The organism is Streptomyces sp. NPDC002055, from assembly GCF_040296705.1.
GTDB lineage: Bacteria > Actinomycetota > Actinomycetes > Streptomycetales > Streptomycetaceae > Streptomyces.
The window spans coordinates 1-23,819 of sequence record NZ_JBEOXS010000040.1 but is presented as its reverse complement, the minus strand read 5'-3'; the positions used below and the strand labels follow the sequence as shown (position 1 = coordinate 23,819).

General features: G+C 70.1%; 14 protein-coding genes. 3 read left to right on the top strand and 11 right to left on the bottom strand.

Annotation, left to right across the window (positions count from 1 at the left end):
- Positions 1–67: 67 nt before the first annotated feature.
- A complete protein-coding gene (locus ABT112_RS23560; protein WP_351512610.1) occupies positions 68–2,332 on the bottom strand; it encodes a serine/threonine-protein kinase in 2,265 nt (754 codons plus the stop codon).
- Between the two features lie 903 nt (positions 2,333–3,235).
- On the opposite strand from ABT112_RS23560, the gene ABT112_RS23555 reads away from it, so the two are divergent.
- Both ABT112_RS23555 and ABT112_RS23550 read left to right on the top strand, forming a co-directional pair.
- Entirely contained in the window at positions 3,236–4,294 is a 1,059-nt protein-coding gene (locus ABT112_RS23555) for an SRPBCC family protein (protein WP_351512608.1), read from the top strand.
- Positions 4,295–4,333: 39 nt separating this feature from the next.
- Positions 4,334–4,876 carry a hypothetical protein gene (locus ABT112_RS23550; protein WP_351512606.1) on the top strand — a complete coding sequence of 181 codons (543 nt, stop codon included), beginning with the start codon at positions 4,334–4,336 and terminating at the stop codon, positions 4,874–4,876.
- A 617-nt stretch (positions 4,877–5,493) separates the two neighbouring features.
- Here the strand turns inward: ABT112_RS23550 and ABT112_RS23545 are convergent.
- The 7 genes from ABT112_RS23545 to ABT112_RS23515 all read right to left on the bottom strand — a co-directional run bounded on the left by ABT112_RS23545 (position 5,494) and on the right by ABT112_RS23515 (position 19,693).
- Entirely contained in the window at positions 5,494–6,492 is a 999-nt protein-coding gene (locus tag ABT112_RS23545) for a hypothetical protein (RefSeq protein WP_351512604.1), read from the bottom strand.
- A gap of 627 nt (positions 6,493–7,119) precedes the next feature.
- Positions 7,120–8,772, bottom strand: a complete 1,653-nt coding sequence (locus tag ABT112_RS23540) for a hypothetical protein (RefSeq protein WP_351512603.1) — start codon at positions 8,770–8,772, stop codon at positions 7,120–7,122.
- Positions 8,773–8,861: 89 nt separating this feature from the next.
- Positions 8,862–12,305, bottom strand: coding sequence for a hypothetical protein (locus ABT112_RS23535; RefSeq protein WP_351512601.1), 3,444 nt, complete (start codon positions 12,303–12,305; stop codon positions 8,862–8,864).
- Positions 12,306–12,348: 43 nt separating this feature from the next.
- Positions 12,349–14,556 carry a hypothetical protein gene (locus ABT112_RS23530; RefSeq protein WP_351512599.1) on the bottom strand — a complete coding sequence of 736 codons (2,208 nt, stop codon included), beginning with the start codon at positions 14,554–14,556 and terminating at the stop codon, positions 12,349–12,351.
- A 152-nt stretch (positions 14,557–14,708) separates the two neighbouring features.
- Positions 14,709–17,258 (bottom strand): DUF6603 domain-containing protein, encoded by a 2,550-nt coding sequence (locus ABT112_RS23525; protein ID WP_351512598.1) that lies wholly within the window; start codon positions 17,256–17,258, stop codon positions 14,709–14,711.
- A gap of 619 nt (positions 17,259–17,877) precedes the next feature.
- Positions 17,878–18,840 carry a hypothetical protein gene (locus ABT112_RS23520; RefSeq protein ID WP_351512596.1) on the bottom strand — a complete coding sequence of 321 codons (963 nt, stop codon included), beginning with the start codon at positions 18,838–18,840 and terminating at the stop codon, positions 17,878–17,880.
- 199 nt (positions 18,841–19,039) lie between these two features.
- Positions 19,040–19,693 (bottom strand): TetR/AcrR family transcriptional regulator, encoded by a 654-nt coding sequence (locus ABT112_RS23515; RefSeq protein WP_351512594.1) that lies wholly within the window; start codon positions 19,691–19,693, stop codon positions 19,040–19,042.
- 199 nt (positions 19,694–19,892) lie between these two features.
- Here ABT112_RS23515 and ABT112_RS23510 point away from each other — a divergent pair, with 199 nt between their 5' ends.
- Positions 19,893–20,573: an SRPBCC family protein gene (locus ABT112_RS23510; protein WP_351512593.1), complete on the top strand. Its 681-nt coding sequence runs from the start codon at positions 19,893–19,895 to the stop codon at positions 20,571–20,573.
- A 206-nt stretch (positions 20,574–20,779) separates the two neighbouring features.
- Here ABT112_RS23510 and ABT112_RS23505 read toward each other — a convergent pair whose 3' ends face one another.
- The 3 genes from ABT112_RS23505 to ABT112_RS23495 all read right to left on the bottom strand — a co-directional run bounded on the left by ABT112_RS23505 (position 20,780) and on the right by ABT112_RS23495 (position 23,716).
- Positions 20,780–21,496 carry a DUF4232 domain-containing protein gene (locus ABT112_RS23505; RefSeq protein ID WP_351512591.1) on the bottom strand — a complete coding sequence of 239 codons (717 nt, stop codon included), beginning with the start codon at positions 21,494–21,496 and terminating at the stop codon, positions 20,780–20,782.
- A gap of 397 nt (positions 21,497–21,893) precedes the next feature.
- On the bottom strand, positions 21,894–22,970 hold the full coding sequence (tsaD, locus tag ABT112_RS23500; RefSeq protein WP_351512662.1) for a tRNA (adenosine(37)-N6)-threonylcarbamoyltransferase complex transferase subunit TsaD: 1,077 nt from the start codon (positions 22,968–22,970) through the stop codon (positions 21,894–21,896).
- Between the two features lie 389 nt (positions 22,971–23,359).
- Positions 23,360–23,716: an ArsR/SmtB family transcription factor gene (locus tag ABT112_RS23495; RefSeq protein ID WP_351512589.1), complete on the bottom strand. Its 357-nt coding sequence runs from the start codon at positions 23,714–23,716 to the stop codon at positions 23,360–23,362.
- Positions 23,717–23,819 lie beyond the last annotated feature (103 nt).

Genomic DNA, 23,819 nt, shown 5'->3' with positions numbered 1-23,819 from the left:
CCCGGTGAGCGGTGGCCGTGGGTGCGCCGATGGCGGTCCACGGCTGGACTGCCGTCCAGCCACCGGGTCAGCCCGACTTCGGCGGCTTCCGCGCGTCGAAGGCGAAGAGGGTGTTCTTGTCCGCGGCCACGATCACCGCACGCCCCGCAAGAGTCACACGTGGGCTTGCGCCCTGCTCGCCGGTCAAACCATCGACCTGCGGATCAGTTGTCCAAAGGATCTTGCCGTCGTCCGGTGACAGCGCGACCACCCGGCCGGTGGCCGAGCTGAAATACAGTGCGCCCCCTCCCGCACCGGGACCCGAAGCGCCCTCTACGGCAGTCTGCCGCGACCACTTCTTCCGGCCGGTCGCGGGGTCGAGTGCTGTGACGAGACCGGTCTGCCCGCTCATGTATACGGTGCTGTCCGCCATGCCGGGGGTCCCCGCGTATGTCTTGGCCAGTCGGGAGTACGTGACCTTCCGCGAGGCCGGGTCGACCCGCGTCACCCCGTTGTAGCCGGCCGGATCCGTTCCCTCCATGTGTACTTGCAGGAGTACGAGCCTGCCGTTGGCGACGCCCACCGGCACGGCGGGGCCGTTGACCGCGATGGGCCTGCCCAGGTTCCCCGAGGCGCGGTCGACCCGGTACAGGGTGGGGTGGCGCACTGCCAAGGCATCCACCTCCGCATCCTTCGCGCACATCGCGACGAGCTGTGAGCCCGCCGGGACGGGAGCGCACTGCGTACCCGCCGGGAACGGCGACGTCCAGGTGACCTGACCGCTGTGCGCGTCGCGGGCCTCGAAGCGGGAGTTGGAAGCGTCGACCGTCACGACGTCGGAACCGACCACCATGGCGTCCTGATTCCGGCCCGTGACGGCCGTCGACTGGGCACCGGACGGCACGGACCACAGCTCCCGTCCGCTGTTCGCGTCGATGGCCACCACCTCGCTCGGAGGGTCCTGCGGGGCGTCCTGGGCGGCGAAGCGGTAACCGAGCACCGTGTCGTCGGTGGCGCCCACCAGGTGCATGCCGTCGACGGGGACGCCGGGGCTCTTCGCCGTCCACACCCGCGAGCCGTCCCTGGCCCTGATACGGGTCGCGACGACACTGCCGCCCCCGCAGAACAGCGCGTCGCCGCGCACGACGCAACGCACCTCGTCGGGGATGTCGGGGCGACCGCCGCGCACGGTCTTGTGCCACGGCTCGAAACCGTCCGGAAGCGCGGCACCCGGCGCTGCAAGGCTGTTGCCCTTGCCGGCGCCGCTGTTCTCCCCGGAGCCGCCCGCCGTCAGTGCGGCGACTCCTCCACCGATCGCTGCCACCGCGACCGCGACCGCGGCCGCGAACACGGGACGCCATCGGGGACGCAACCGGCGGCCGACGGAGGTGTCGGCGTTCCCCGTATCGGGGTCGGCCGGGGCGGTGGTCGGGGCTGCCGGCGTCGGGGTGGCCGGTGTCGGGGCGGCCGATGTCGCGAAGTGATGCTCGGTGACCGTGTCGCGGGTGCGGCCCGCGCCGACTCCCCTCGTGTCGATCTGGCCGAGATCGGTCGGCAGGTCCCGAAGCCGTACGAGGAGTTCGTCCGCCGAGGGGCGCCCGTCGGACTCCTTGGTCAGGCACGACTCGGCGACCGTGCGCAAGGCCGGCGGCACATCTTCCAGCGACGGCTCCTCGTGCAGCACCTGATACGCAGAGATGTATGGGCTGTCCGCGTCGAAGGGCCCGTGGCCCGTCGCCGCGTACGCCAGCAGGGTTCCCAGCGAGAAGACATCGGACCGCGGCCCCACATCGCGCGGTGCCTGCAACTGCTCCGGCGACATGAAGGGCGGCGTACCGATGACCCGCCCTGTGATCGTCAGCGTCTGCTGGTCCACGGCGCGCGAAATGCCGAAGTCGATGACGCGTGGGCCCTCGGGCGAGAGCACGACGTTCGAGGGCTTCAGGTCACGGTGGACGACCCCCACCCGGTGGATGTCCCGCAGCGCCTCCGCCAGCCCGATGGCGAGCCTCCGCAGCTCCGCTCCGCTCAGCGGGCCTTCCGTGGCGATCCGCCGGGCGAGCGTGTGCCCCTGGATGTAGGTCGTCGCCATCCACGGCTGCTCGGCCTCAGGGGCAGCATCGACCACGGCGGCGGTGAACGCGCCGCTCACTCGCCTTGCCGCCGCCACCTCCTGCCGGAAGCGGATGCGGAACTCGTCGTCCGCCGCGAACTGCGGGTGGATCAGTTTGATCGCGACAGGACGACCCGAGCTCGTACGGGCCAGAAAGACCGTGCCCATGCCACCCGAGCCGAGTCGTGCCTCAAGCGGATAACCGCCGATTTCGGCTGGATCACCTGCGCGCAGCGACACCCTTCCCGACCTCCCGTCCCCCGTGCACCTCTGCCACCACGGGCCTGCGTACCTGTCCTGCACACAAATTAGCCGCAGGGCAGTACAGCAGAGCACAGCGGGGGACGAACAGGACCCCAAGGTTGCTCCTGTGCCGCACACGACGATGCCCCGCCAAGGGAAGTCCGTTGCGGATGGCGTCGACTCCGCGCAAGTTCAAGTCTGCTCCGCCTCCGCGGAGATGCACCGAGGCCCTGGCCGTCAGCGAGGAAGAGGCGTGCTCCGCGTTCGCGGAGATGCGCCGCCGTATCAGATCACCACGCCTTGAAACAGCACTGCGCTCCGCGTGATCGCAAGTCGTGAGACCTGGGTATACCGGTTGAGGTACCCGCGCGCTGGGTGACGGCTCATGAGAAATCGGACCCGGTGTCCGGTCCGTCCTTCGTCGATCACCAGTGCGGGATGTGCTGCTGCCGGGCTGCTGGGGCGTGTACCAGGGATGACCGTGCGGTGCACTAGGCACTGTCTCACTGCTGACCGCCTCGACGGCCCGGTGGCGTGGGCCTGCAGTCTCCAAGAGCAGGAGGTGCGCCGTGATGAATGTCCCAAGTCCTTGATACGGTCCGCCTGCTGCAGGCGAGGTCATCCTTGGCGTGGATACACACCGAGATGTTCATGTGGCCGTCGTGCTCTCCACGCTAGGTGTGGTCATGGGCACCGCTTCCATTCCCGCCACGGCAGTGGGCTATCGCGAACTCTGGGAGTGGGTCAGCCGGCTGGGTACAGTGCACAGGGCCGGGGTGGAAGGTCCGGAAGCTACGGAGCTGCCCTCGCCCGCTACTTGCTGGCTCGCCGGGTCGAGGTGCTCGAGGTGAACCTGCCTGATCGATCGGTTCGTTTAGCGGTCGCCGGAGGTGATGCGCCATGGCGAAGGCGGACGGCGACACCACGGGAAAGGGCGGCCCCGGCTTTGACCAGTTGCGCGAGGAGCTGGGCAACTATCTGATGGCCCGCACCTCACGGTGGGTGGAGTCGGCCGGTGACAAACTGACCGGCCTCACCGATCAGCTCAACGGCGGTGACGGTGGCAGCGGTGGCATGCTCGCGATCGGTAAGCGTGTCCTGGGCGGTGAGAATCCCATGAAGGCCTTTCTTGGTGAGAAGGCCAGGGGCGTCAAGGACAAGGTCCTCGGAGGCGTCAAGGACGCCATCGGCGGGGGTGGCGACGGCAAGGCCGGCAACACCAAGGTCACCAACATCATCGAGGTGCTCGACGTCGGCCTGCCGGTGCGCACCGTCTACGACTGCTGGACGCAGTTCGAGGACTTCAGCTCCTTCACCAAAGGCGTCACCAGCGTCAAGATCTCGGACGAGATCGAATCGGACTGGAAGCTCAAGGTTGCTTTCTCCAACCCCAGCTGGAAGGCGACCGTAGAGGAACAGGTGCCCGACGAGCGCATCGTCTGGAACTCCGAGGGAGCGAAGGGCTCGACCCGAGGGGTCGTCAGTTTCCACGAACTGACGCCGAATCTGACACATATCGTCGCCGTGGTCGACTACTACCCCTCCGGCTTCTTCGAGAAGACCGGCAACCTCTGGCGGGCTCAAGAACTCACGCCAGCCGGTGAGCACTCACGCCATGAGAAGCATCACCGCAACTACAAGGAAGACGATGACAGCCATGGCAATGAGCACACCTTGCCGCGGCTGGCCGAGCACCTTGGCATGCGTGCTCTCGTTGTATGCCTTGTGCGCGACAAAGACGCCGGACCTGTTCCACCGGCCATGCACGGTGACAGTGTCGCCGTTGCCGATAGTGCTCTTGAAGTGCAAGGACCTCATCTCTACTTGTGCCTGCTCCACCTGGTGGTCCGCAGTTTTCGTGTTCACCCGGAACATCCAGATGAGGACAGGGGGCTGACCGCGTCCCCTTGGCTTCTGGTGCGGTACGAAATGGCTTACCTCGCCTCTCAGCAGCGATGAGCCCTGGCTCTGGACGGGCCGTGGTACCGGCTGCCGCACATGCTGGCCGACTGGGCTCGCCGATGGCGGGCGTTCCCGCCCCGGCACACCCTGGGCGGCTCGAAGCTCCAGTCGGTCGAGTTGCTCCAGGTCGGCGGCTGCCTGCGGGTTTCCCTGCCCCTTGGCGATCTGAAGCCACTTCCGAGCGTTGCCTGCGTCGCCTCTGGACAGCGCGATCTTCCCGAGCGCGGCCATGGCCCGGTGCTGATGCTCGTCGAGCTGAACGGCGTACAGCAGCCGTTCTTCAGCGGCCCCCATGTCGCGGCCGGCGACGGCCACCATCCCCAGGCCGTAATATGCCTCGGCCTCGTACCCCGGCACTACGGTGAGTCGTCGGTAGAGATCCGCGGCTTCATCGAACCGCCGGTCATGGAACAGTCTGTGGGCCCGGCTGCGGATCTCGTCGAACTGTTCATGGCCGGAAGGCGGCGGGGGGCTGCTGGGCGGATTCGAAGGAGAGCGAGACACGGCGACCACTCACCTCAGCCGAAGCCAGCGGCGGGCGGCCCCGGGGATCCCCCGTCCGGCGGCCCGGCGGCATAGCCGGGGTCCACGGCACAGGGGTCGGCCGGCCCGCCGTCGGGCCAGGTGTTCCCATATCCCGCGTCCGGCGGCCCGGCGGCGTAGCCGGGATCCGCGGGAGCGGGGTCGGCTGCTCCGTCGTCGGGCCAGGGGGCCCTGTATCCGGTGTCGGCTGACGCAGCCTGATCGGGAGGGGCGACGGAGGAATCAGGGTCGAGGGAGTCAGGGGGACTGGCGCCGAAGGGCGGCGCGAGGTCGTCCGGCAGGGGCCAGAGGAGAGCGCCGTCGTCACTCGACACATCGGCCTCGTACTGGCGGATGAGGCCCTCAAGGACTCTTTCGGTAAAGGATTCCGGTGCGCCCTGGGAATCCGTTAGCGCGTCGAGTATCAGTCGACTGCGTTCCGGATCGACCTTCGGAGCATGCCCCGTACTCCTTTGCCACTGTTCGGCTTTGAGCTCGACCTCGACCCGCTGAATCAGCGACCTGTGCAGTTCCTTGTTGCGGGCCTGAGCATCACCCACCACCTGCTGATACAGCGGGGAGGGTCCCGGCGGAGGCCTTTGTCTGGATCTGTTGCTTGGTGGGGGCATTGCCACTTCCTCCTCCCACGTGCTTGCTCATGCGCTTGCGCTCTCTTATGCCTGCCCCGCAGGTGGCAGAGGTGGCCCTTCCGCCTCTTCCCCCGAACCTGACTCGGATTCATAACCAACGGCATGGGCTGCATCGGCGCCAGACGTGTCGCGTTCGTAAGCATTGGTTTCGTAGGCACTGCCGTCACGATCGGTTCCATAGCCGGAGGCCAGGAACTCGTGGCCGCTCTCCGGCGCCACCTCGGCAGCGGAGGCACAGGCTTCCGCAGAGAACGGGTTCTCTACCGCGCCGTCCAGGACGCCGGAGAGGTCTCCGGACTCCACAGCGGACGGCTTCTGCAGCGCGTCGTCCAAGACGTAGGAAAGGTCCCCGGGCTCCGGGCTTACGGCACCCTTGCCGGCGCCTGCGGGCTGCTTGCTCCTCGGCGGTACCGGCGTGCGGTCTCCGGGAGGCGCGGTCATCGCCGGCGGGGCGTCGTCCGGTGGGGGGTTGACGGAGCGACGGGTGGTGATGTCCCTCGCGCCCTTCAGGATGCCCACGAACGCAGCCATCTGCTTACTGAACTCGAGCTGTTTCTCCTGATTGTCATGTCGCTCTTTCGGGCCGGCCGAGGGATTGTCCGGGTGCACCAGATTGGCGATGCCCAAAAAAAACACACTGAAAGGATTATTCCTCAGGAAATCAATCTGATCGCCGATCAGGGCTCCCGGGGGGCGCCGAATGCTGCCATCCCATTGACTTACCGTATCCCGGCTCCACGTGTCAGTTACCTGCCTCATTATGGCCTCATCGGGGATGAGGCACACCCGGTGTGCCGCTACCCGCGCTTCCGGCGACTCGTGAATTTGCCTGAACACATCAGGAGAAAATGAATCGCCGAGGTAGGGGCTGTTCATGGCGACCCGCGCCGCCGCCTGCTGAGCCTTTTCGGGCGACAGTCCGCTCTTTATTGAGCGATCGTAGAATTCTTCGTACCGACCGAACTGCTTGCAAATCTGATACGACCAAAAGGTTACTGACCCCACCGAAGGTTGCTCACTCATGAGTCGCCTCCCTGTGAAAGTCCACGCCACTTCCGGACCGGAATCCGAGACGTAACCGTTTCCAACGGTACGCCGTTGTCATTCGCGTGTCAAAAATCAGACTTTGGAGTGGCAGTCGCGAGCTACAGCCCTATTCTTCCGAGTGAGAATCAGTCCACGAGACAAGCCTTTTCGCCGTCCATCAGTGGTGCGTCGGCGGGGCCTTGATGCAACGTTGTCCCATGTGGTGAGGAGAGTGAGTCGCTTGTAGCCGTAGAGGGCGCCGGCGAGACTTGAGGAAGGCCAAGTAGGTGCGGGGACAGCGTTCGTAGCGATGGTTCAGTCGGCGGTAGCGGCGACGGCCGAGGCGTTCACGGTCGCAGATTCAAGTCCTGTCCGCGCTACGAAACGGGAGGGCCCGGCTGCGCCGGACCCTCCCGCGTGTTCCAGGAGCCGTGCCGCGCCGAGCCGAGGCCGAGATCGGATCCGACGTGGGCGGTTGGCCCGTGCGCGTTCTCCCCGCCGTCCGGAAGCTGCCGATGCCATGACCGCGGTTCGTGGCATGGTTCGGGGCGGACCGAGCTGCTCGACGGGTGAGGACGGCATGCCCGCAGGGGGTGTGGCCGCCTTCCGAACCCGCCGCCGGGGTCACTCCACGGGTGGCTGTGCCTCGGGCTCCGCGGGCGCCCCCAGCGGCTGCGCATCCGCGGGGCCGTCCTCGACCGGCTCCGGAACCTCCGAGGCCGCCACCTGCGTCAGGTTCGGCCCGCCCCCGAGAGGCGTCCAGAAGACGGAGAACCACCCGTTTCCCGTGCCGCCCGGCAGCTTGGTGTTGTTGAGGGACACCTTGACCGTGGCGCCCTTCGCGACGGGGACCGAGGTGAGACTCACGGCCTGGGGTGACCCGCTGAGCTGCACCTGGGGGACGGCGATCTCGTGAGTCACGCCGGCCGTGGCCGCGGCCGCGGTGAAGTACGCGTCGAGCTCTCGCCACGCTGTGTTCGACGTGTAGGACAGACAGGAGAGTTTGATGCTGAGGAACCCGTCACCGTCCGCTCGGAAGGTCTTCTGCCCGTAACCATTGCTGATGTAATTGGCATGCAGCCCCTGCGAGCTGTTCTTGAAGATTCCGACCGTGCCGTAGGCGTGGAGACGAGTTCCCGCGGCGGTGTCGAGGCGGCCCGTCTTGAGCCAGAGATAGCCGTCGGCCCCGGGGTCGACGGTGAGGTTCTTCGTGGTGGTGGCGCCGGTGAGGCTGGTGGCGCCGTTCAAGGTTGCGGCACCGTTCAGGGTGGCAGCAGCGTTCAGTGTGGTGGCACCGTTCAGGGTGGTGGCACCGGCGACGGTGAACTGGCTCTGGACGTTGACCTCGCGCCCCGCCGTGGAGAGGGTCAGACGCCCTCCGATCGCGAGCGATCCGTAGGAGCCGTTGCCTTCGATGGTACGGACGTGCAGGGCGTTCGCGGTGTTGACCGTGAGGTCTCTCGTGGTGGTGGCGCCCTTGAGGTTGGTGGTGCCGTTCACGACGAGGTTGCCGATCTCCAGGTCCGGCTTGCGGACCGTGACCGGGGCGGACAGGATCCGCACCACGGGGTTCGACGGGTCACCGACGGTGCCCCGCAGGTAGAACATCGTGTCGGACTTGACGTTGGTGATCTTCTTCGTGGTCAGGGCGGTGACGTTGAGGCTGGTCTCGCCGTACAGCAGCTCGTAGACGGCGTTCGCCGAGCGCTGCCAGGTCAGGACGACCTCGCCGCCGTTGTTGATGATCAGCGGATCGCAGACGAGGTCCCGCAGGTAGAAGTCCGGCGGGAATTTGCCCACGTGGAACACCACGGACCGGGACTGGAACGCGCTGCTGCCGGTGCGCGAGCTCTCGGTGACGGTGATCGGTGACGTGCCGACCTTCCGGTTGACCGGGATGTCCGAGAGCTGGATGGTGAATCCGGTGTCCGGGCCGATCGGGGCGTGGCTCGCCTCCGGGGAGAACACGAACTCCTTGGCGGAGGCGTCCAGCCGTCCCGACCAGCCGTTCAGGCTGATCCGGTATGTGACCTTGGCCAGGTCCGTGGCCAGGTCCGGGGACATCGCTCCGGCGGGTACCTTGACCTTGATCCACTGGACGTCGGCCGGCGTGCCGCTGTGCCGCGAGCCGACGATGACCAGTTCACCCTTCTCCTCGGGCGCCTGCGGGTTCTCCGGTGACGCCTTCAACGGGTCGGGGTCGGTGGTGACGGTGTAGGCCAGCAGCGGTTCCTGCGCGGTGGGGTCCACGGTGTCGGTCTGCGTGACGAGGGCCACGGATGCTCCTTCGAGTGGGATCCGCCGCGGGTGTCCCTGACGGGGAACACCCGCGGCGGTAGGGGCGGTGCCGGGTCAGTGGTCAGTGGTCAGTGGTCGGTGGTGCGGCTGTGCGCGGCGGCGTCGTCGAGGCTGAGGAAGCCCGAGCGGAGTTCGGGTTCGGCCAGGGGCATGTCGTACTGGTCCTGGCTGAGGATCGGCAGCTGCCGCCAGGCGCTGCCCCGCTTCTCCGTCCAGGTCCAGTTGCCGACGACACCGGCCGGGGTGGGCATGAGGACGGTTTCCTCGACCTCGTCCTGGGGGCCCTTGAGCCCGGTGGTGGCCGCCAGGAGCGGGCCGGTACGGAAGTTGACCGTCATGCGGGTGATGGCCTGATCGGTGAATTCCTGCGGGATGAAGACACGCTTGGTGGCGAGGATGTCGGTGGTGGCGTGCACGGCCGCGCGCGGGTCCAGGAGGACGGTGGCGAGGGCGGTGCTGTGGTCGCCGAAGTTCAGGTGCAGGCTCGGGCGGTCGCCGATCGGCCGCAGGTAGCCGCTGCCGCCGGTCGTGGGCTCGATGACCGTCTCGAAGTGGTCGTAGTCGTCGTCGAGGACGTAGCCCACCAGGCCGTCGTCGGTCTGCGCGGCCTCGCCGAGGCGGATCGCGAAGGGGTAGCGCGGCAGTTCCGCCTCCGTCTCGCGGAACAGGTTCTGCCAGCTGACGTCGGTGCGCAGTGGGCCGCGCAGGTCCATGGTCAGCCGGGTGCGGACCAGGGCGAGCGGCCGGCCCAGGAAGAAGCCCAGGCCCGGGTCGGCGGGCCCGTCCGGGTCGATGGTCTCCAGCGCGCGGTCGACCGTGGCGCGGAACGCGTCGAAGGTCCGCGGGCCGCGGCTCCGGACGGCGTTCAGGAGGTCGTGGGCGTGCCGGGAGAGGTCCCGCAGCTGGTCGAATTCGGCCACGTCCGAGCCGGGCAGGGCCGACCAGGAGACTTCCCGGACTCCGTCCGCGTTCAGGGTGACCCGGAGTTCACCGAGTGCCGCGCCCTCGGCCGCGTACACGACCAGGGACGCGTCGAGGCGGTTGTGCAGCAGCCAGGCGCAGACCGGATTGGTGCCGGGGACCAGGTCGACGGGCTCGTCGGCGGTGGCGGAGAGGAAGTCGAAGCGCAGCCGGGCAGGCTGGAGCAACCGTGGGCCGAGTTCGACGAGGCGGTCGCTGTCGTAGCCGCTGACCGGGTGGGCCGGCCGCAGGGTGCGGGACATCTCCGGCCGGAAGTGATGGGAGTCGCCGACGAGGTTGACGGCCCGTCCGAACCGGTCGACCACCGCCACGTCGAGGAACGCGAGCTGTCCCGCACGCAGTTCCTGGAATGCCGACGCGGGCCAGGGGTCCCAGTCACTGGCGGGCAGGGTCCCGGGGTCCGGCGGAGAGTAGTCGCCGTTGCCGACGAGGGCGGCGGTATCATCGGCGGGCTGGAGGCCGGAGAGGGGCAGGCGCTGAGCGATGGCGGCACCGAAGCCGTCGAGCGTCTGCGAGAGCAGGTTCGCCCGGCTCGCCTCGGAGCGCAGGCGGCGCAGCGTGTCGGTGGGCAGGGCGTCGCGGATACGGGCATAGCCGGCGAGGGCGCCGTCCATGACGTGTCCGGCGGTGGGGGCGAGCGTCTGGCGGCCGGAGACGACCAGGGGGGTGCCGGGCTCGCCGGTGCCCTTCCACTGGTAGCGGGAGCGTTCGATGAAGTCCCAGTGGTCGGTCTCTCCCTCGCGGAACGGCAGCGGGAAGTACTCGGCCTTCCACAGCAGATACAGCGGCTGCCACGGCATGCGCCACGCGGCCGTGCCGTATTCGGGCAGGGTGCCGGTGACGTCCCGGATGCCACCGGCCTTCAGCGCCCGGTCGAGGATGAGGAACTCGGAGAGCAGGGCGGGGAAGCAGTCCGGCAGGCCGGTGAGGTCGACCTGTCCGGCGACGGCCGCGACATCGCCGGTGGTGATGCCCGACGCTCGGGTGACGAGGCGCTCGGGGACACGGCAGGGCAGCGGAGTGCCGCGGGTGAGAGGGGCGTGGAGGTTGGCGCCGTCGAGGGTGAGGACAGGATCGGCGGAGTACTCGTAGTCCTGGGCGGGCACGCGGATCAGCCGGCGGGCGGCGCGTGCACCGTACGCGGGGTGGAGGGCCTCGATGTTCGCGGCCAGCTCCGCCTCGGTCCTGCCCCACGGCAGGGTGCGGCGGTGATCCGACAGCCGGCGGGCGAGTTCGACGACCCGGCCGGCCGCAAGGTCGGGGTCGTCCGGGGTGAGTTCGGCGTCTACGCGCTCCCGGAATTCCTCGGACTGGCGGTCCAGGCGGCTGAGCCACCACAGGTGGTAGAGGCGTTCGCGGGCGGCGTCGAGTTCGGCCTCGGTGGCGTCGTGCTCGGTCTGCTTGCGGTTCAGTTCGGCGACGGTCTCGGCCTCGGCCGCGCGGGTGGCGGGCGGGAGGGGCGCTTCGGCGATGTCGTCCCCGCGCTCGCCGATGAACCAGCGGTAGCCCCCGGGGACCGGGCCGAAGCCGGTGTCGTGGGCGCGGCGGTCGGTGAGGATGTCGGCCTCGGGCCGGTCGCGCTCTTCGAGGGCTTCGATGCCGCCGAGGAGAAAGGCCCGGAAGAGCTCGGCCTCCTCGGCGGAGAACACTCCCTCGCCGTCGGCCTGGGCGCCGAGTTCGCCGACGGCCTCGGCGATGCTGTTGGAGATGATGGGGGTGACGTCGCGCCGGTGCGGGCAGTCGGATTCTGGTACCGGCCCGGTCAGGTTCCAGTCGAGGCCGAGGACGGTGCCGGTGTGGACGGACGTCCGGATGCCGCTGCCGGAACCGGGCGGCTGGGTCCACCCCAGGCGTTCCAGGAGTGCGGCGAGGCTGTCGGGGCCGACGAGGATGTCGGTGGCCGGGTCGGCGTACCACCCGGCGACGAAGTAGCTCAGCCGCTCCTGCTCCGGCACCCCCTCCAGGGTGTCGTGCAGGGAGAAGACATTCTCGTTGTAGGGCTGGAAGACGGAGAAGGTGGGCAGGCCGGGGCCGATCGCGGTGAGGAACGGCGTATGCACATCGGCCGGTTCCCGCCAGCGGCCGGTGAGTTCGTGGCACGTGCCGATCAGGGTGGCGGACGGCTCGTCGCTGTCCGGGTCCTGGAAGGAGACGGTGCCCTTCATCGGGTCGAGGTAGTCGCTCTCGACGATCCAGGCCTTCAGTGAGCGGTCGCGGTCGGTGTGGCGGACGACCAGCCATCGGTTGGGTACGAGGGGGAAGTCCCCGATGCCCTCCTCCTCGTCGTGGCGGCCGCGGGTGAGTGCGCCGGGCAGTTCCCACTGGAGGTAGACGCCGAGACGGTCCTCGCGGCCGGTCCACTCCTCGGGGCTCGAGAAGGGCTGTGGCTCGGGCGCGACGCCTCTGCCGACGTCGCCGAAGTCGGTGATCCAGCGGTGGATGACGTGTTCGCCGCCGGTGTCGCGGGTCTGGCGGTTGACCGCGAGTGCGGCCACCTCGACTGGTACGACCAGGGTGTTGTCCACGGACATGGGCCCTCGGTCCTTTCGTTCGTCGTGCGTACGGGCGGCGGGATCAGGGCCGGGAGAAGGTCTTGACCTGCGGAGCGTTGATCATCTGCAGGGCGAACTGGGCCGAGGAGATCCGCTCGACACCGTGCGCCGCGGCCAGGGCGGGGACGAGGGCGTCGCCGCTGCCGTGGACGTTGAGGACATCGCGGCCCCCGGGGCGCAGGAAGCGGCCGAAGCCGGCCGGCTGCGGGAACTCCTCGTCCTTGGGGTGGCCGATGTGGTCCCCGCTGATCTCGCGCAGCTCGATCGTGCCGAGGTCGCCGATGCCGAAGCAGATACCGCGCGGCGGTTCGGCCAGCTCGAAGCGGTCGATCACCCGGGGGTAGAGCAGCAGTTGGAGGGCGGTGCCGTAAAGAGCGCTGCGCAGGGGCTCGACGGGAGTGCCGCCGGCGTAGCCGGTGATGACGGTGTTGGGCCAGTCGGTGACCAGAGCGGAGTGGAGCAGCACCGCGCAGGCCGGCACCGGACCGCCACGGGTGGCGAGGTTGTTGAGGTCGGCGTCCAGGGCGTGGCCCACACCGATGCTCAAGGCCCCGTCGACGGCCGCCCGGACCCACTCCTGGTCGATGTAGGCGAAGCGGATGGTCTCCGGCGGGAGCATCCGGCTGTCCGGGACCAGGTGCTCCAGGCCGAGCATCTCCAGCCGGCGCAGACCGTCGAGCCACCCCGTCACGGTCCGGTACTCGTCCGCGGCGGCCTGGGTGAGGACGTCGGCCACACCGGGCCGGGACAGCAGGGCCCGGGGATCGGCGGGGGTGCGGCGGACTCCGGTGGCCGCGTCGCGCCGCCGCCCGGTGCGCAGCTGCGCACCGGCCCGGCCCACGGCCCGGGTGAAGCGGGTGCCGCCCTCGTCGGTGAGCATCCGGTCGAAGGATTCGAAGGCCAGCGGCGCGGTGAGCTGCCGGGCCGAGACCGCCCGTCCGACGAGCTGGGGGTGGGAGGCCAGACGGCGCACGGCGCCGCGGGCGCTGGCGCGGAACTCCATCAGCGCCGTACGGAAGGCGGCGTCGGCCAGGGCGAGCGTGCGCCCGGCGGTGAAGGCCGCGGCGTAGGAGGTGTCGAAGACGCCGTACGTCTCCAGATAGACCAGGGCCTCGCCGGGCGAGTCGAGCCGGGTGGCCGCCGGGTCGGGCAGCTCCTGCGCGGGCCGGGCGGTGAGGGGCCCGCGGTGGAAGGCGACGGTGCGCTCGCCGGTCTCCAGACGCTGGGGCAGGGCGACGGCACCGCCCGCCATCCGGTCGAGGGCCTCGCGCTGCGGGGCCGTCGGCCGGGCCGGTGCGGAGACCGGCAGCCGCAGCCGCAGTTCTTCTTCCGGGCGCGGGGTGGTGCCGTCGACGGTGGCGAGGTTCTGGCAGACGTCGCCGAAGCCGATGCCCGAGTCGGGCTCGCTGGTGAAGGCCCAGCAGCTGAGGGAGACCAGACGGACGCCCTCGGCGGGGGCGGATGCGGTGAGGTACCGGTCGAACCCTTCCAGGGAGACCAGGTGCACCACGTGCCGGCCGCCGCTCGCGGCCGGGAAGCGGTTGGCGACGACAACGCCGTTGAGTTCCTTCTCATCGGGTTCCGGATCGTCACCGGCCCGGGTGGCATCGGGCCGGCCGCCCTCACGGACATGGGCGAGATACCCCATCTCGCCGGGCAGCGGTTTCACCGCGTCGAAGAGGGCAGCCGGGACCAGGACCGTGGCGCACACCTCGTCGTACTCCTCCGGGCGCAGGCTGTCCTGGGGCAGGACGGGCGCCTTGCCGGGACCCAGACCACCGGCGAGGAGTTCGCGCACGGTGCCGGCGGTGACCGTTCCGACGGCGTCGGGATCCTCGGGGAGCTCGTCCTCCCTGAAGAGGAGCAGAGCCATCCAGGGAACCGCGGCACCGTGGCCGGAACCCAACGGGCGGCTCCAGGGCAGCGCGGGGGCGTCGAGGTTGATGTGCGGAAGCGTCCGGCTGTACGTGCCGACGGCGTCCGGTACGGGGAAGCGGGCGTTGATGCCGATCGGGTCGATGCCGAAGCGCGGCTGGACGACGTCGAACGGCTGCGGTGTGGCGTCGATGACGCGGTCGGCGCCGTCGACGTCCTTGAGGACCTGCCGGTTGTCGATGCGGTAGCGGCCGGCGTGCAGCGAGGGGATCCGGTGGTCGAAGAACCGGGTGCGGTGCTGGGCAAGCGGTGTACTCGTACGGGGCCGGGGGCCGGATTCGGGTGAGGTGGTCACGGGCGTGCCTTTCGACAGGGCGCGGCGGCGGGAGGCATGGCAGCGCGGCAGAAGACGGGCGCGGTGCGGCGAGAGGCGGTGCGGCCGGACGTGGGCGGCCGGACCGGCCCGCGGGAGTTGCGCGAGCCGGCCGGGCGCCGTGGAGCCGTCCGTCAGCCGGCGGGCACCAGCATCGGTTCGGCGGTGAAGGCGGTGCCCGCGGCACGGGCGTACGCGCTCAGATCGGCGTCGAGTGACCCGAGGCCGGCGCCGAAACCCGTCAGCGCGTCGGCCAGGGCGGCACGGTTCGCCCGGGTGCCCGCGGTGTCGATGCCGTCCTGGATCGTCCTGATGACCTCGCCGGGCCGCTGCGGAACCGGGCCCGTGGCGTCCTCCTCCTGCAGCGGCTGGTTGCCGTCGGGAGCGATGGGGTCGAAGCCCAGTCCGAGCTCGTCGAGGAAGCCGGTGGAGGCGCCGTGGTCCACGGGCGGGGACACCAGCCGGACCCCCAGGATGCGGTCGGGGAGCAGGCCCTCACCGGGCGCGTCCGGCCGCTCGCCCCACAGGCCGTTGACCACGTTTCCGCGGAGGGCCGTGCGGGCCCAGTCACTCAGGCTTTCCTCGCCGCCGTTGTAAGTGAGCCAGACGCGCAGTTCGCTGGACCGGTCCGTGACCTTCATGGGCAGGATGTCCACCGGATCACTGGTGGCGACGGGCGTCGTGCTCGTGCGGTCCAGGTAGAGCTTGCTGACGGGCGCCTGGGTGTCGGCGGTGAAGGTGAACCCCCCGTTGTCCACCAGCCATGGCCTGTCCGCGCCGCGGGCGGGCGGGGCGCCCTCACCGGTGTAGCCGGTGACCGGGGTGGTGCGGACCATGTTCTCGGGCGGCGGCAGCATGCTCTGGAAGCCGCCCCAGCCCAACGCGGGCTCCTTGTCACGGCGTTTGGCGCCGAAGGGGATGGTGAAGGAGATGAACCACAGGTGGATGGTGCCCTCGCCGCCCACGGCCGGGCCCCAGATGCGCATGCTGATCCCGACCTCGACCGAGATCCGGATCTTCACGAACCACACCTTGATGGTGGCCGAGACCCCGACCCGGACTCCGACGCCCACGTCGAAGTAGAACGGATTCCACTCCAGCAAGGCGTCGATCCGCGCATGCAGCCAGGCCCGCAGCATCCCCGACTGGAAGGTCAGGTCCAGTCCCGCGCCGGCCATCAGGGACTTCGGGGTGAGCGCCGCGTAGGCACTGCCGGTGAGGTTGACCGTTGAGCCGACGCCCCAGGTGATGCCGGCGGGCTGCTGTTTGGGGTAGTGGGGGGACACTTCACGGCCGGGCGGGATGGCACCGAGCAGCAGTGCGAAATCCCCGGCGTGTGCGTGCTCGCCGAACCAGAACTTCAGCCCGATGCCGCCACGCAGCTTGCAGTTCGGGTCGATGAGGAAGGTCTTCTCGGTGAAAGCGGCCCCGATGCTCAGTTCCCCGGCAGTCGGCCGCAGTGTGGCCTCGATGCCGATCTCCACCCGGGCGATCTTCTTGTCGCTCTTGGTCGGCAACTGCGCGCCGCCGACCCCGAGCAGACTGATCGACAGATCCGAGCCGATCTGGACGAGGGCCATCGCGTGGCCGCGCAGGGTCTCGAAGCAGTCGAAGGCCAGACCGGCGGCCAGCCACAGATCGCCCTCCTGCGGCCGCACCCACGGATTGCCCCCGCCGATCAGGTGGCTCAGCACCGTAAGCGGGTCGACCTCGTCCTCGTCGGCGCCGATCTCACCGGGGTTGTCGAGCGCGATCATGAACGGGAAGCTGCCCAGGGCGTCGGCCGCCGGTACCCGCACCCGGCTGTTCCAGCCGAACCCGGCGGAGATGCCGCGCACCTGGAACATCGGCGGGCCGAACCCGGTCTCGCTGCCCAGCGACCCGTACGCGAAGAGCGACGGACGATTGCCGTCGCCGTCGGGCACCGTATACGCGCCCATCGCGGAGCCGTTGAAGGCTCCGGTGTCCACCACCAGCACGCCGCCGACCACGGCCTTGTACCCCTCGGGCGCCGGCAGCGCGGTCAGGGCGCCCGCGATGCGCAGGGGCGGGTTCACATAGTCGACGCTGATGCCGTTCTCGCCGGTCGGGGTGCCGATCGGCGACCAGCCGCGCACGGCAGGGGAGTCGAGGATCCGCACGCCCCTGCGGCGGCGCGCCGGGAGGCGCGGGGTGAGGATGCCCCGCTCGGTGACCAACGCCCTTGGCGCGCGGTCCTGTTCGCGCTCCGATGGGGTCCGGTGGCGGGGCGGCGGCAGCGGCCGGCCGAGGCCGTCCGGACGCCCGGGATCGGTCATGGGCGCGGCGGCCCGTCCGGTCAGCCGCAGGGCCCGGCCGTCCACCAAAGTCCAGGCACCGGGGGGAAGTTCGGCGTCGGCAGGAGTGCCATCGATGAGCAGTAGTCTGCGGCCATGGCCGAGATCGAAGGCGGCCGTCGTCCCGGTTACCAGTTCGTCGTCACCGGTGAACGTGATGCGTACCGGCACCGGGGCCGGAGAAGCGGTGGTGGCTGCCTGTCCGGTGATCCGTAACGCATTCGGATCGCACTCGGCATCATCGACCCGCATCGTTCCGCCACGGAACACCAGGCCCACGTCAGGTGCGCGGTCGCCCAGGACGGATGCCGGGATCTCGACCGCTCCTCGCGGTGCCGCGTACTCAAGAATTTTCCGGATGTCACCCACACGTACTGTCACAGATTTCCAGCCCCCGAACCATAACAGAAGGGAGAATCGGACCAGATGATGTCCTCAGCGGCGGGAACCACCCATACCCGGCGCAGGCTCCCGCTCACTCTGTCCGTTGAGTGACATGGAGCACAACCACACCTGACCGACATGGCCGGAAGACGGTCTCGGGCATCTCTTCGAAACCGCCGTTGGGTCCGGGGGCGGCCAGGTGAGTTCCGCCAGTGAATCGGGTGCGGCACCCACCGCCGCACCGCAGTCAAGGGCCCCGGAACACGCGCGCCGGTCATGACGGCCGACCGGCACCGGCCGAGGCCGGCCGATGGTGAGCCGTACGTCGAGGCTGAAAAAGGGCCCCGTGACACATCGGCGATGCTCGATTCGGTTGGGTGACCTTCACCGGCGGCGCTGGATTTCCACAGGTGACCTGTGCTCGTGGGCCCGGCGTTCTCCCCGCGGGGCGCGTCGAGGGCGTGACGGCAGGCTCCCTGCCGTCGAGCGTGAGGTGGCCGTGGCGATCCGCCGCGATCTTGATGGAACGGTGCCTCCGTCCAACGGGATACCCGGAGGGCGGGGGCACCGTTGCTCGAGGTCACGGTGACCGGAAGGGGGCCGGTCAGTCGATCCGGATGCCCAGCGCGTACGCGGTGATCGTGGAGGGGTCGGAGATCAGGTGGTCCTTGGCGGCCGCGCCGAAGCTCGGTGTGCTGCTGGTCGACGGTTCCAGTTTCCAGAGCAGGCTGCCGGCCGTGCGCCAGTGTGCCTCTCCGCCGCCTCCGGTGAGGGCGTATCCGGGGGGCAGTGTGGCGACGGCGGCCGGGTGTGCCGCCTGAGCGGACTCCGCCCGGGCCACGGCGCCCGACACTCTTCCCGCAGGGAGGTCGCGCCGCAAGGAGATGGCGTAGGAGCGGATGTTGGCGGGGTCGGAGATCATGTGGTCCTTCGAGCGGGCCTTCCAGGAGAAGTCCGTCGACGGGAACGACGCCGTGGCGAGGTTGCCGGCCCCGTGCCAGTTCACCTGGAATCCCCCGCCGACCAGGACGTAGTCGGAGGAGGAGGGGATGCCCGCCTCGGCCTCGGGGTGCGGGGCCGCGCCGCTGTCGGCGCGCGCCACATGAACCGCCCGCCGCAGCTGGTCGCGGGTCATTCCGGCGATCTTCAGCCCGATGACATAGGTGACCAGTTCGTGCGGCTGGGCCACCTTGTGGTCCTTCGAGGAGACGGTCCAGCCGGTCAGGTCGTCATTGGGGTACGAGGCCGTGAGCAGCGCCCCGTTCGGGAGGTCGACCGCGGTGGCGCCGCCGCCGATGGCGATCATGTCACCGTCGCCGACGAGCAGGGTCTGGTCGGTCCAGTGCTGCTGCGCCGGGTTTCCGCGGCGGGAGAAGACGGCGACGGTCACCTTGCCCGACGCGTCCCGGAAGCTGCTTCTTCGCGACCCCGTCGGGGCGAGTGCTCGTCCCGTCCTGCCCGGTGCTGTCGGCGCGGCCGATGCCGAGCCGGTGCCCGCGGCACCGAACGCCGCTAAGCCGGCGGCGGCCGTCGCTGCTCTGAGCACATCTCTTCTGCTCTTCGACACATTTCCTCCACGATTTCTGCACGCTTTGACCAAACGCGAAGGAATGTAGCGCTGGGCGACGCGTCGCGGTACCCCGACGGCAGGGGAGGTGGTTGTGTCTCAGGCGGCGGCGGATCGTGCCCCCGGTCGCCCGAAGTCGTGCACGCGAACCGGCCGTCGGGGCTCCGCGCCGGATCGGGGGCGCCGCGTCGGGTGCGACTCAGGTCCGGGGCGTCAGCAGGTCGTCCAGTTCGGCCGCGAAGAGCAGGGCCGGGTCGAGGTCCATGCCGGTGAAGTGGCCGGCGAGTTCCAGGGACAGGACGCCGTGCAGGCGGGTCCAGAACGTCAGGGACCGGCGGAGGGCTCCGGGTGGGGCGGGGTGGCCGGCTGCCCAGTCCCGGTGGTCCTCCAGGTGGGCGTCGAGGGGGGGCGCGGCGTTGTCCGGGGCGAGCGCCGCGCATGCGTCGAGCAGGAATTTCATGATCTCGGAGGAGATGGCCGTGGTGTCCGCGGGTGCGTGGTAGCCGGGGACGGGGGTGCCGTAGACGAGGAAGTACCGCTGAGGGTCCGCCAGGGCCCAGTCGCGCAGGGCGTGTGCGAGTGCGGCCAGGTCGGCGCCCGCGGCGGACGCGGTGCGGAAGGTCTCGGCGAGGCTTCGGTACGCCTCCCGGACGAGTTCGGTGATCAGCTCGTCGCGGCCGGCGAAGTAGCGGTAGAGCGCCGGTCCGCTCATGCCCATCTGCTTGGCGATCGCATTGAGGGAGAGCGCGGACGCTCCCGCTGTGGCGATCTGCTCCCAGGCGCGTTCCGTGATCTCCGCCCGCACCTGGGCCCGATAGCGCTCCCGCGGGGTGTTCGCGCCCGTCGTCGCCATGGTCTGCCACCGTCCCCATTCATCCGGCTACAACCTCAAGGATTGATGAGAAGGTATCACGCACCCATTGACCTGCCGATCCGTGTGGCGTTATAACTTCTAACGAACACGTGAAGCTATTTCTCGTTGGGGTGTGCGGTGCTGCCGCGCGACAGGGCCGACCGGCAGCGCTCGCTCCCGACCGACGGAGGGGAACTCCATGTCCGGCACCCGCAGCACCCGCACCCGCAGCATCCGCACCCGCGACAGCCGCACCCGCAGTCGCGCTGTCCTGTTCACCGTCCCGCTCGTCCTCGGTCTCCTCGGCGTCACCGCAGCACCCGCCGGGGCCGCCGGCTCCCACGCCTCCCCTCCCGGCACGTCCCTGACCTGCCGGGGGAAGGGCGTCGACCCCGACGCCCCCGTCCGCCACCGGACCGAGATCGTGATCAACGCCCCGCTGCGCACCGTCTGGAAGCTGCAGACCGACGTGGAGCGCTGGCCGTCCTGGCAGCCCCCCGTCGAGACCGTCGACCGCCTCGACGACGGCCCCTTCCGCGAGGGCTCGGCATTCCGCTGGACGACCCCGATACCGCCCAACCCCTCAACTCCCGCCACCAGCCTGGAGATCACCTCGACCGTCCGGCAGCTCGAGCGCAACGCGTGCATCCGCTGGACCGGCCCCGCGGTCGGCGAAGGGCTGCGTATCGACGGCATCCACGCGTGGAGCTTCACCAAGGTCAAGGGCGGCGTCCGCGTGCGCACCGAGGAGACCCACAGCGGCGCCCAGGTCGAAGCGGACGTTCCCACCGCGACCGGGATCCTCCGCGAGGGCCTCGAAGCATGGCTGCGCAACCTGAAGTCCGCCGCCGAAGCCCGCACCCACACCGGGCCGCGCTGAGCCATGAACCGGCCCGCCCTGCCGGCCGACGTCGGCGGGGCATTGCCGGAGGGACGCGAGGGCCTTCCGGGACCCGGCGGAAAGGTCGTCCCCGCCGGCCGGAAGGCCCTCGTGTTCCAGCCATCGGCCGGGGCATGGCGCCCCCTGCCGAGCCCCGGGGCTGCGCAACCCGTGCGTCAGGGATGCGTCCGGGCCCCGGGCTGCCGTCAGTCGCTGTCCAGGCCGGTGCCGGGGACGGCGTCCTGGGGCACGGTGTGCCAGTTGGTGACGATCGGCCTGTCGACGGTGATGCTGCCGGTGGTCAGGCTGACCGGGTCGGTCCGGTCGTCCTTGCTCACCGAGGTGATGATCTCGTTGAGCTCCTTGCCGTCATCGGTGTTGGTGGTCTTGGGGTTGACCCCGGCATAGGCGGTGGTGGCGCCACTCAGCTTCACCTGCTCACCGACGGCCTGCTCGGCCGGCCCCGCCTCGGTGCCGTCGGACCCGAACGCCACCACCGGGTGCACTCCCGGAAGCATGCAGGTGATACCAGCCTTGGCCTTCACCGAGATGAGGATGTAGCCGCCGGCCTGGCTCTCGGACCTGGCGCTCCACGTCAGGTCGTTGGTCCCACAGGCCTGCCCGTAGCCGGCCTTGCCACCGCCCCCGCTGCCGCCGTCGGCCGAGCCGCCGCTCTTGCCGGAGGCGCTGCCGCCCGTCGAACTCCCGCTTCCCGCCCCTGCCGAGGTGCTCGTGGATCCGGAGTCCTCGGCGCTGCCGCCCGAGCCGCCGTCGGCTTCCTGCCCCTGGTCCGCGGACTGCGACGCGCCGGGCGAGGACGAAGCGTCGGCGGAATCGGTCTCACCCCCGCAGGCGCTCAGCGACAGGGCGGCGGTCACCGCCACAGCGGCCATGGTGGTCGCGCGGACGAGGTTCTTGCGCATGGGTGTTCCCCCGGGGATCGGTCTGCTTCAGCCGGACGCGGCGTCACGCACGCGCCCTGTTAATGATCATCTTCGAAGACCGGGTTGGCGTTCCGCTAACGGATGGCTAACGCAGTGCAATGGCTTCGCAGCGCAGTTCCGTCGACACCGCCACTGGCACGCCACAACAGCCGGACCAGCGCACGAACAGGCCTCTCGGCCGAGTGGCCGATCCGAGGCGCCCCGTGGTGGGGCCCGCATGTGCCGCAAGCCCAGGTGCCGGGAGTCAGCAGCTGCGCGCCGCCGGGGACCGGTTCCGCATCACCCGGAAAGCGGGCCGACGTGATGCGGAAACAGAAAGCCCTCGGTGTGCAGGCGATACGTCCTCACCCGGGGACGGCACGGATGTCCGTGGAGGTCATGCGACTCTCGCCGGAGCCGGCCGGGCGACGGGGTGCAGAGCGGCGTACTCCAGCGGCGCGGACGGGTCGATGGACAGGTCCAGTTGGGCGGGGGCGGCTCCGGAACGGACGAGCAGGTCGCCGACGGCGGCGATCATCGCACCGTTGTCGGTGCACAGGGTCAGTGGCGGCACCCGCAGTTCCACCCCGGCGGCGGCGCACCGCTCCTCGGCGAGGGCTCGGACCCGGGAGTTGGCGGCCACGCCGCCGACCACGACCAGCGTCCGCACCCCGTACTCGGCACAGGCGGCGAGCGCCTTGCGGGTGAGGACGTCGGCGACGGCCTCCTGGAGCGAGGCGGCTCCGTCGGCCAACGGCACCTCCTCGCCCCGCCGGTGGTGCTGTTCGGCCCAGCGTGCCGCGGCCGTCTTCAGGCCGGAGAAGGAGAAGGCGTACGGATCGTCCTTCGGGCCGGTCAGCGGGCGCGGGAAGGCCACGGCGCAGGGGTTCCCCTCCCGGGCCGCCCGGTCGACGGCCGGGCCGCCGGGGTAGGGCAGGCCGAACACCCGCGCCGCCTTGTCGAAGCATTCACCGGCCGCGTCGTCGACCGTGTCGCCCAGATGCAGGATCGGATCGCGCACCAGGTCCCGCACCAGCAGCAACGAGGTGTGACCGCCGGAGACGATCAGCACCATGCACGGATCCGGCAGCGGACCGTGTTCCAGCGTGTCCGCCGCGACGTGCCCGGCCAGGTGATGCACTCCGTAGAGCGGCAACCCGGCGGCGTAGGCCAGGCCCTTCGCGCCGGCCAGGCCGACCTGGAGGGCGCCCGACAGGCCGGGCCCGGTGGTGACCGCGACCGCGTCGAGGTCCGACAGCCGCAGCCCCGCTTGATCGAGCGCCTCCCGGACGACCGGGTTGAAGGCATGGAGGTGCGCCCGGGCCGCGATCTCGGGCACCACACCCCCGAACCGGGCGTGCTCGTCCATGCTCGACGCCACCACGTGGGCCAGCAGCCGCCCGTCGGAGACGATCCCGGCCCCGGTCTCGTCACACGACGACTCGATACCGAGCACGATGCGCCCCCGGGACATGGCCACTCCCTCGCGATGCTTCCTCATTGCCATTCCATTGTAGTTGCGAAATATGTGCAATAAGCCCACGCTGAGCGTCGCTCGATGGTCCGGCTGCCGGCAGGGGTGACCTCTCCGGACGGTCGCCCGGTGCGCTCGTGGGTCGTGGATCTCGCTGTGGGCAGGCGGGAGCGGTCGTCCTCGGCGGAGTGGGTGGGGTGCCGATGATGCGACGGGGGTGGGGCGGCGCGGGGTGCCGCCCCGGCAGATGGGGGCGAGTCCGGCAGATGGGGGCGAGGGCCGGCCGGAGAAGCAGGAAGCCCCCGGAAGGGGCGACCGACCCCCGCCGGAATCCCCGGACTTCGGGCCGGAGGGCCCGTCAAGGGGGAGGGTCGGTGCCTGACGCGTCCCTAGTCGTGCGGTGCCAGGTGCCCGAGTTCGTGGTCCGCGACGCTGAGGGCCTCGGTGACCAGGCGCTTGAGGTGGCCGTGCTTCAGTCGGTAGACGACCCGGCGGCCGTCCTTGCGGGTGGTGACCAGTCCGGCCAGGCGGAGTTTGGCGAGGTGTTGGCTGACCGAAGGGCGGGCTGCCCCGCACCCTTCGGTCAGGGTGGCCACGTCCGCCTCGCCTTCGGCGAGTTGCTGGAGCAGGGCGAGCCGGGTGCGGTCGGCGAGCAGGGCGAGAACCGCAGCGGCGGCTTCCAGCCGCTCGTCGTTGTCCAGTTGTTGCGAGGGGTGTGCACCTGCGGCCTGCACGCGTGCGCTCATACGCACATGCTAGGGCGTGTTTCGAAAGTCCCGCCTGGCCGGAGGTGTCCGGCACGCACGCTCGCCGCGTTGTCGGTCGTCGGCGCAGCCCGCTGCGCTCTCC

What these genes read in the sequence shown, in the direction of transcription:
- ABT112_RS23495 (WP_351512589.1), bottom strand. Translation starts at nt 23,716, where the DNA reads ATGAGCGCACGCGTGCAGGCCGCAGGTGCACACCCCTCGCAACAACTG.
- ABT112_RS23515 (WP_351512594.1), bottom strand. Translation starts at nt 19,693, where the DNA reads ATGGCGACGACGGGCGCGAACACCCCGCGGGAGCGCTATCGGGCCCAG.
- ABT112_RS23535 (WP_351512601.1), bottom strand. Translation starts at nt 12,305, where the DNA reads ATGTCCGTGGACAACACCCTGGTCGTACCAGTCGAGGTGGCCGCACTC.
- ABT112_RS23545 (WP_351512604.1), bottom strand. Translation starts at nt 6,492, where the DNA reads ATGAGTGAGCAACCTTCGGTGGGGTCAGTAACCTTTTGGTCGTATCAG.
- ABT112_RS23510 (WP_351512593.1), top strand. Translation starts at nt 19,893, where the DNA reads ATGTCCGGCACCCGCAGCACCCGCACCCGCAGCATCCGCACCCGCGAC.
- ABT112_RS23555 (WP_351512608.1), top strand. Translation starts at nt 3,236, where the DNA reads ATGGCGAAGGCGGACGGCGACACCACGGGAAAGGGCGGCCCCGGCTTT.
- tsaD (WP_351512662.1), bottom strand. Translation starts at nt 22,970, where the DNA reads ATGTCCCGGGGGCGCATCGTGCTCGGTATCGAGTCGTCGTGTGACGAG.
- ABT112_RS23505 (WP_351512591.1), bottom strand. Translation starts at nt 21,496, where the DNA reads ATGCGCAAGAACCTCGTCCGCGCGACCACCATGGCCGCTGTGGCGGTG.
- ABT112_RS23550 (WP_351512606.1), top strand. Translation starts at nt 4,334, where the DNA reads ATGCTGGCCGACTGGGCTCGCCGATGGCGGGCGTTCCCGCCCCGGCAC.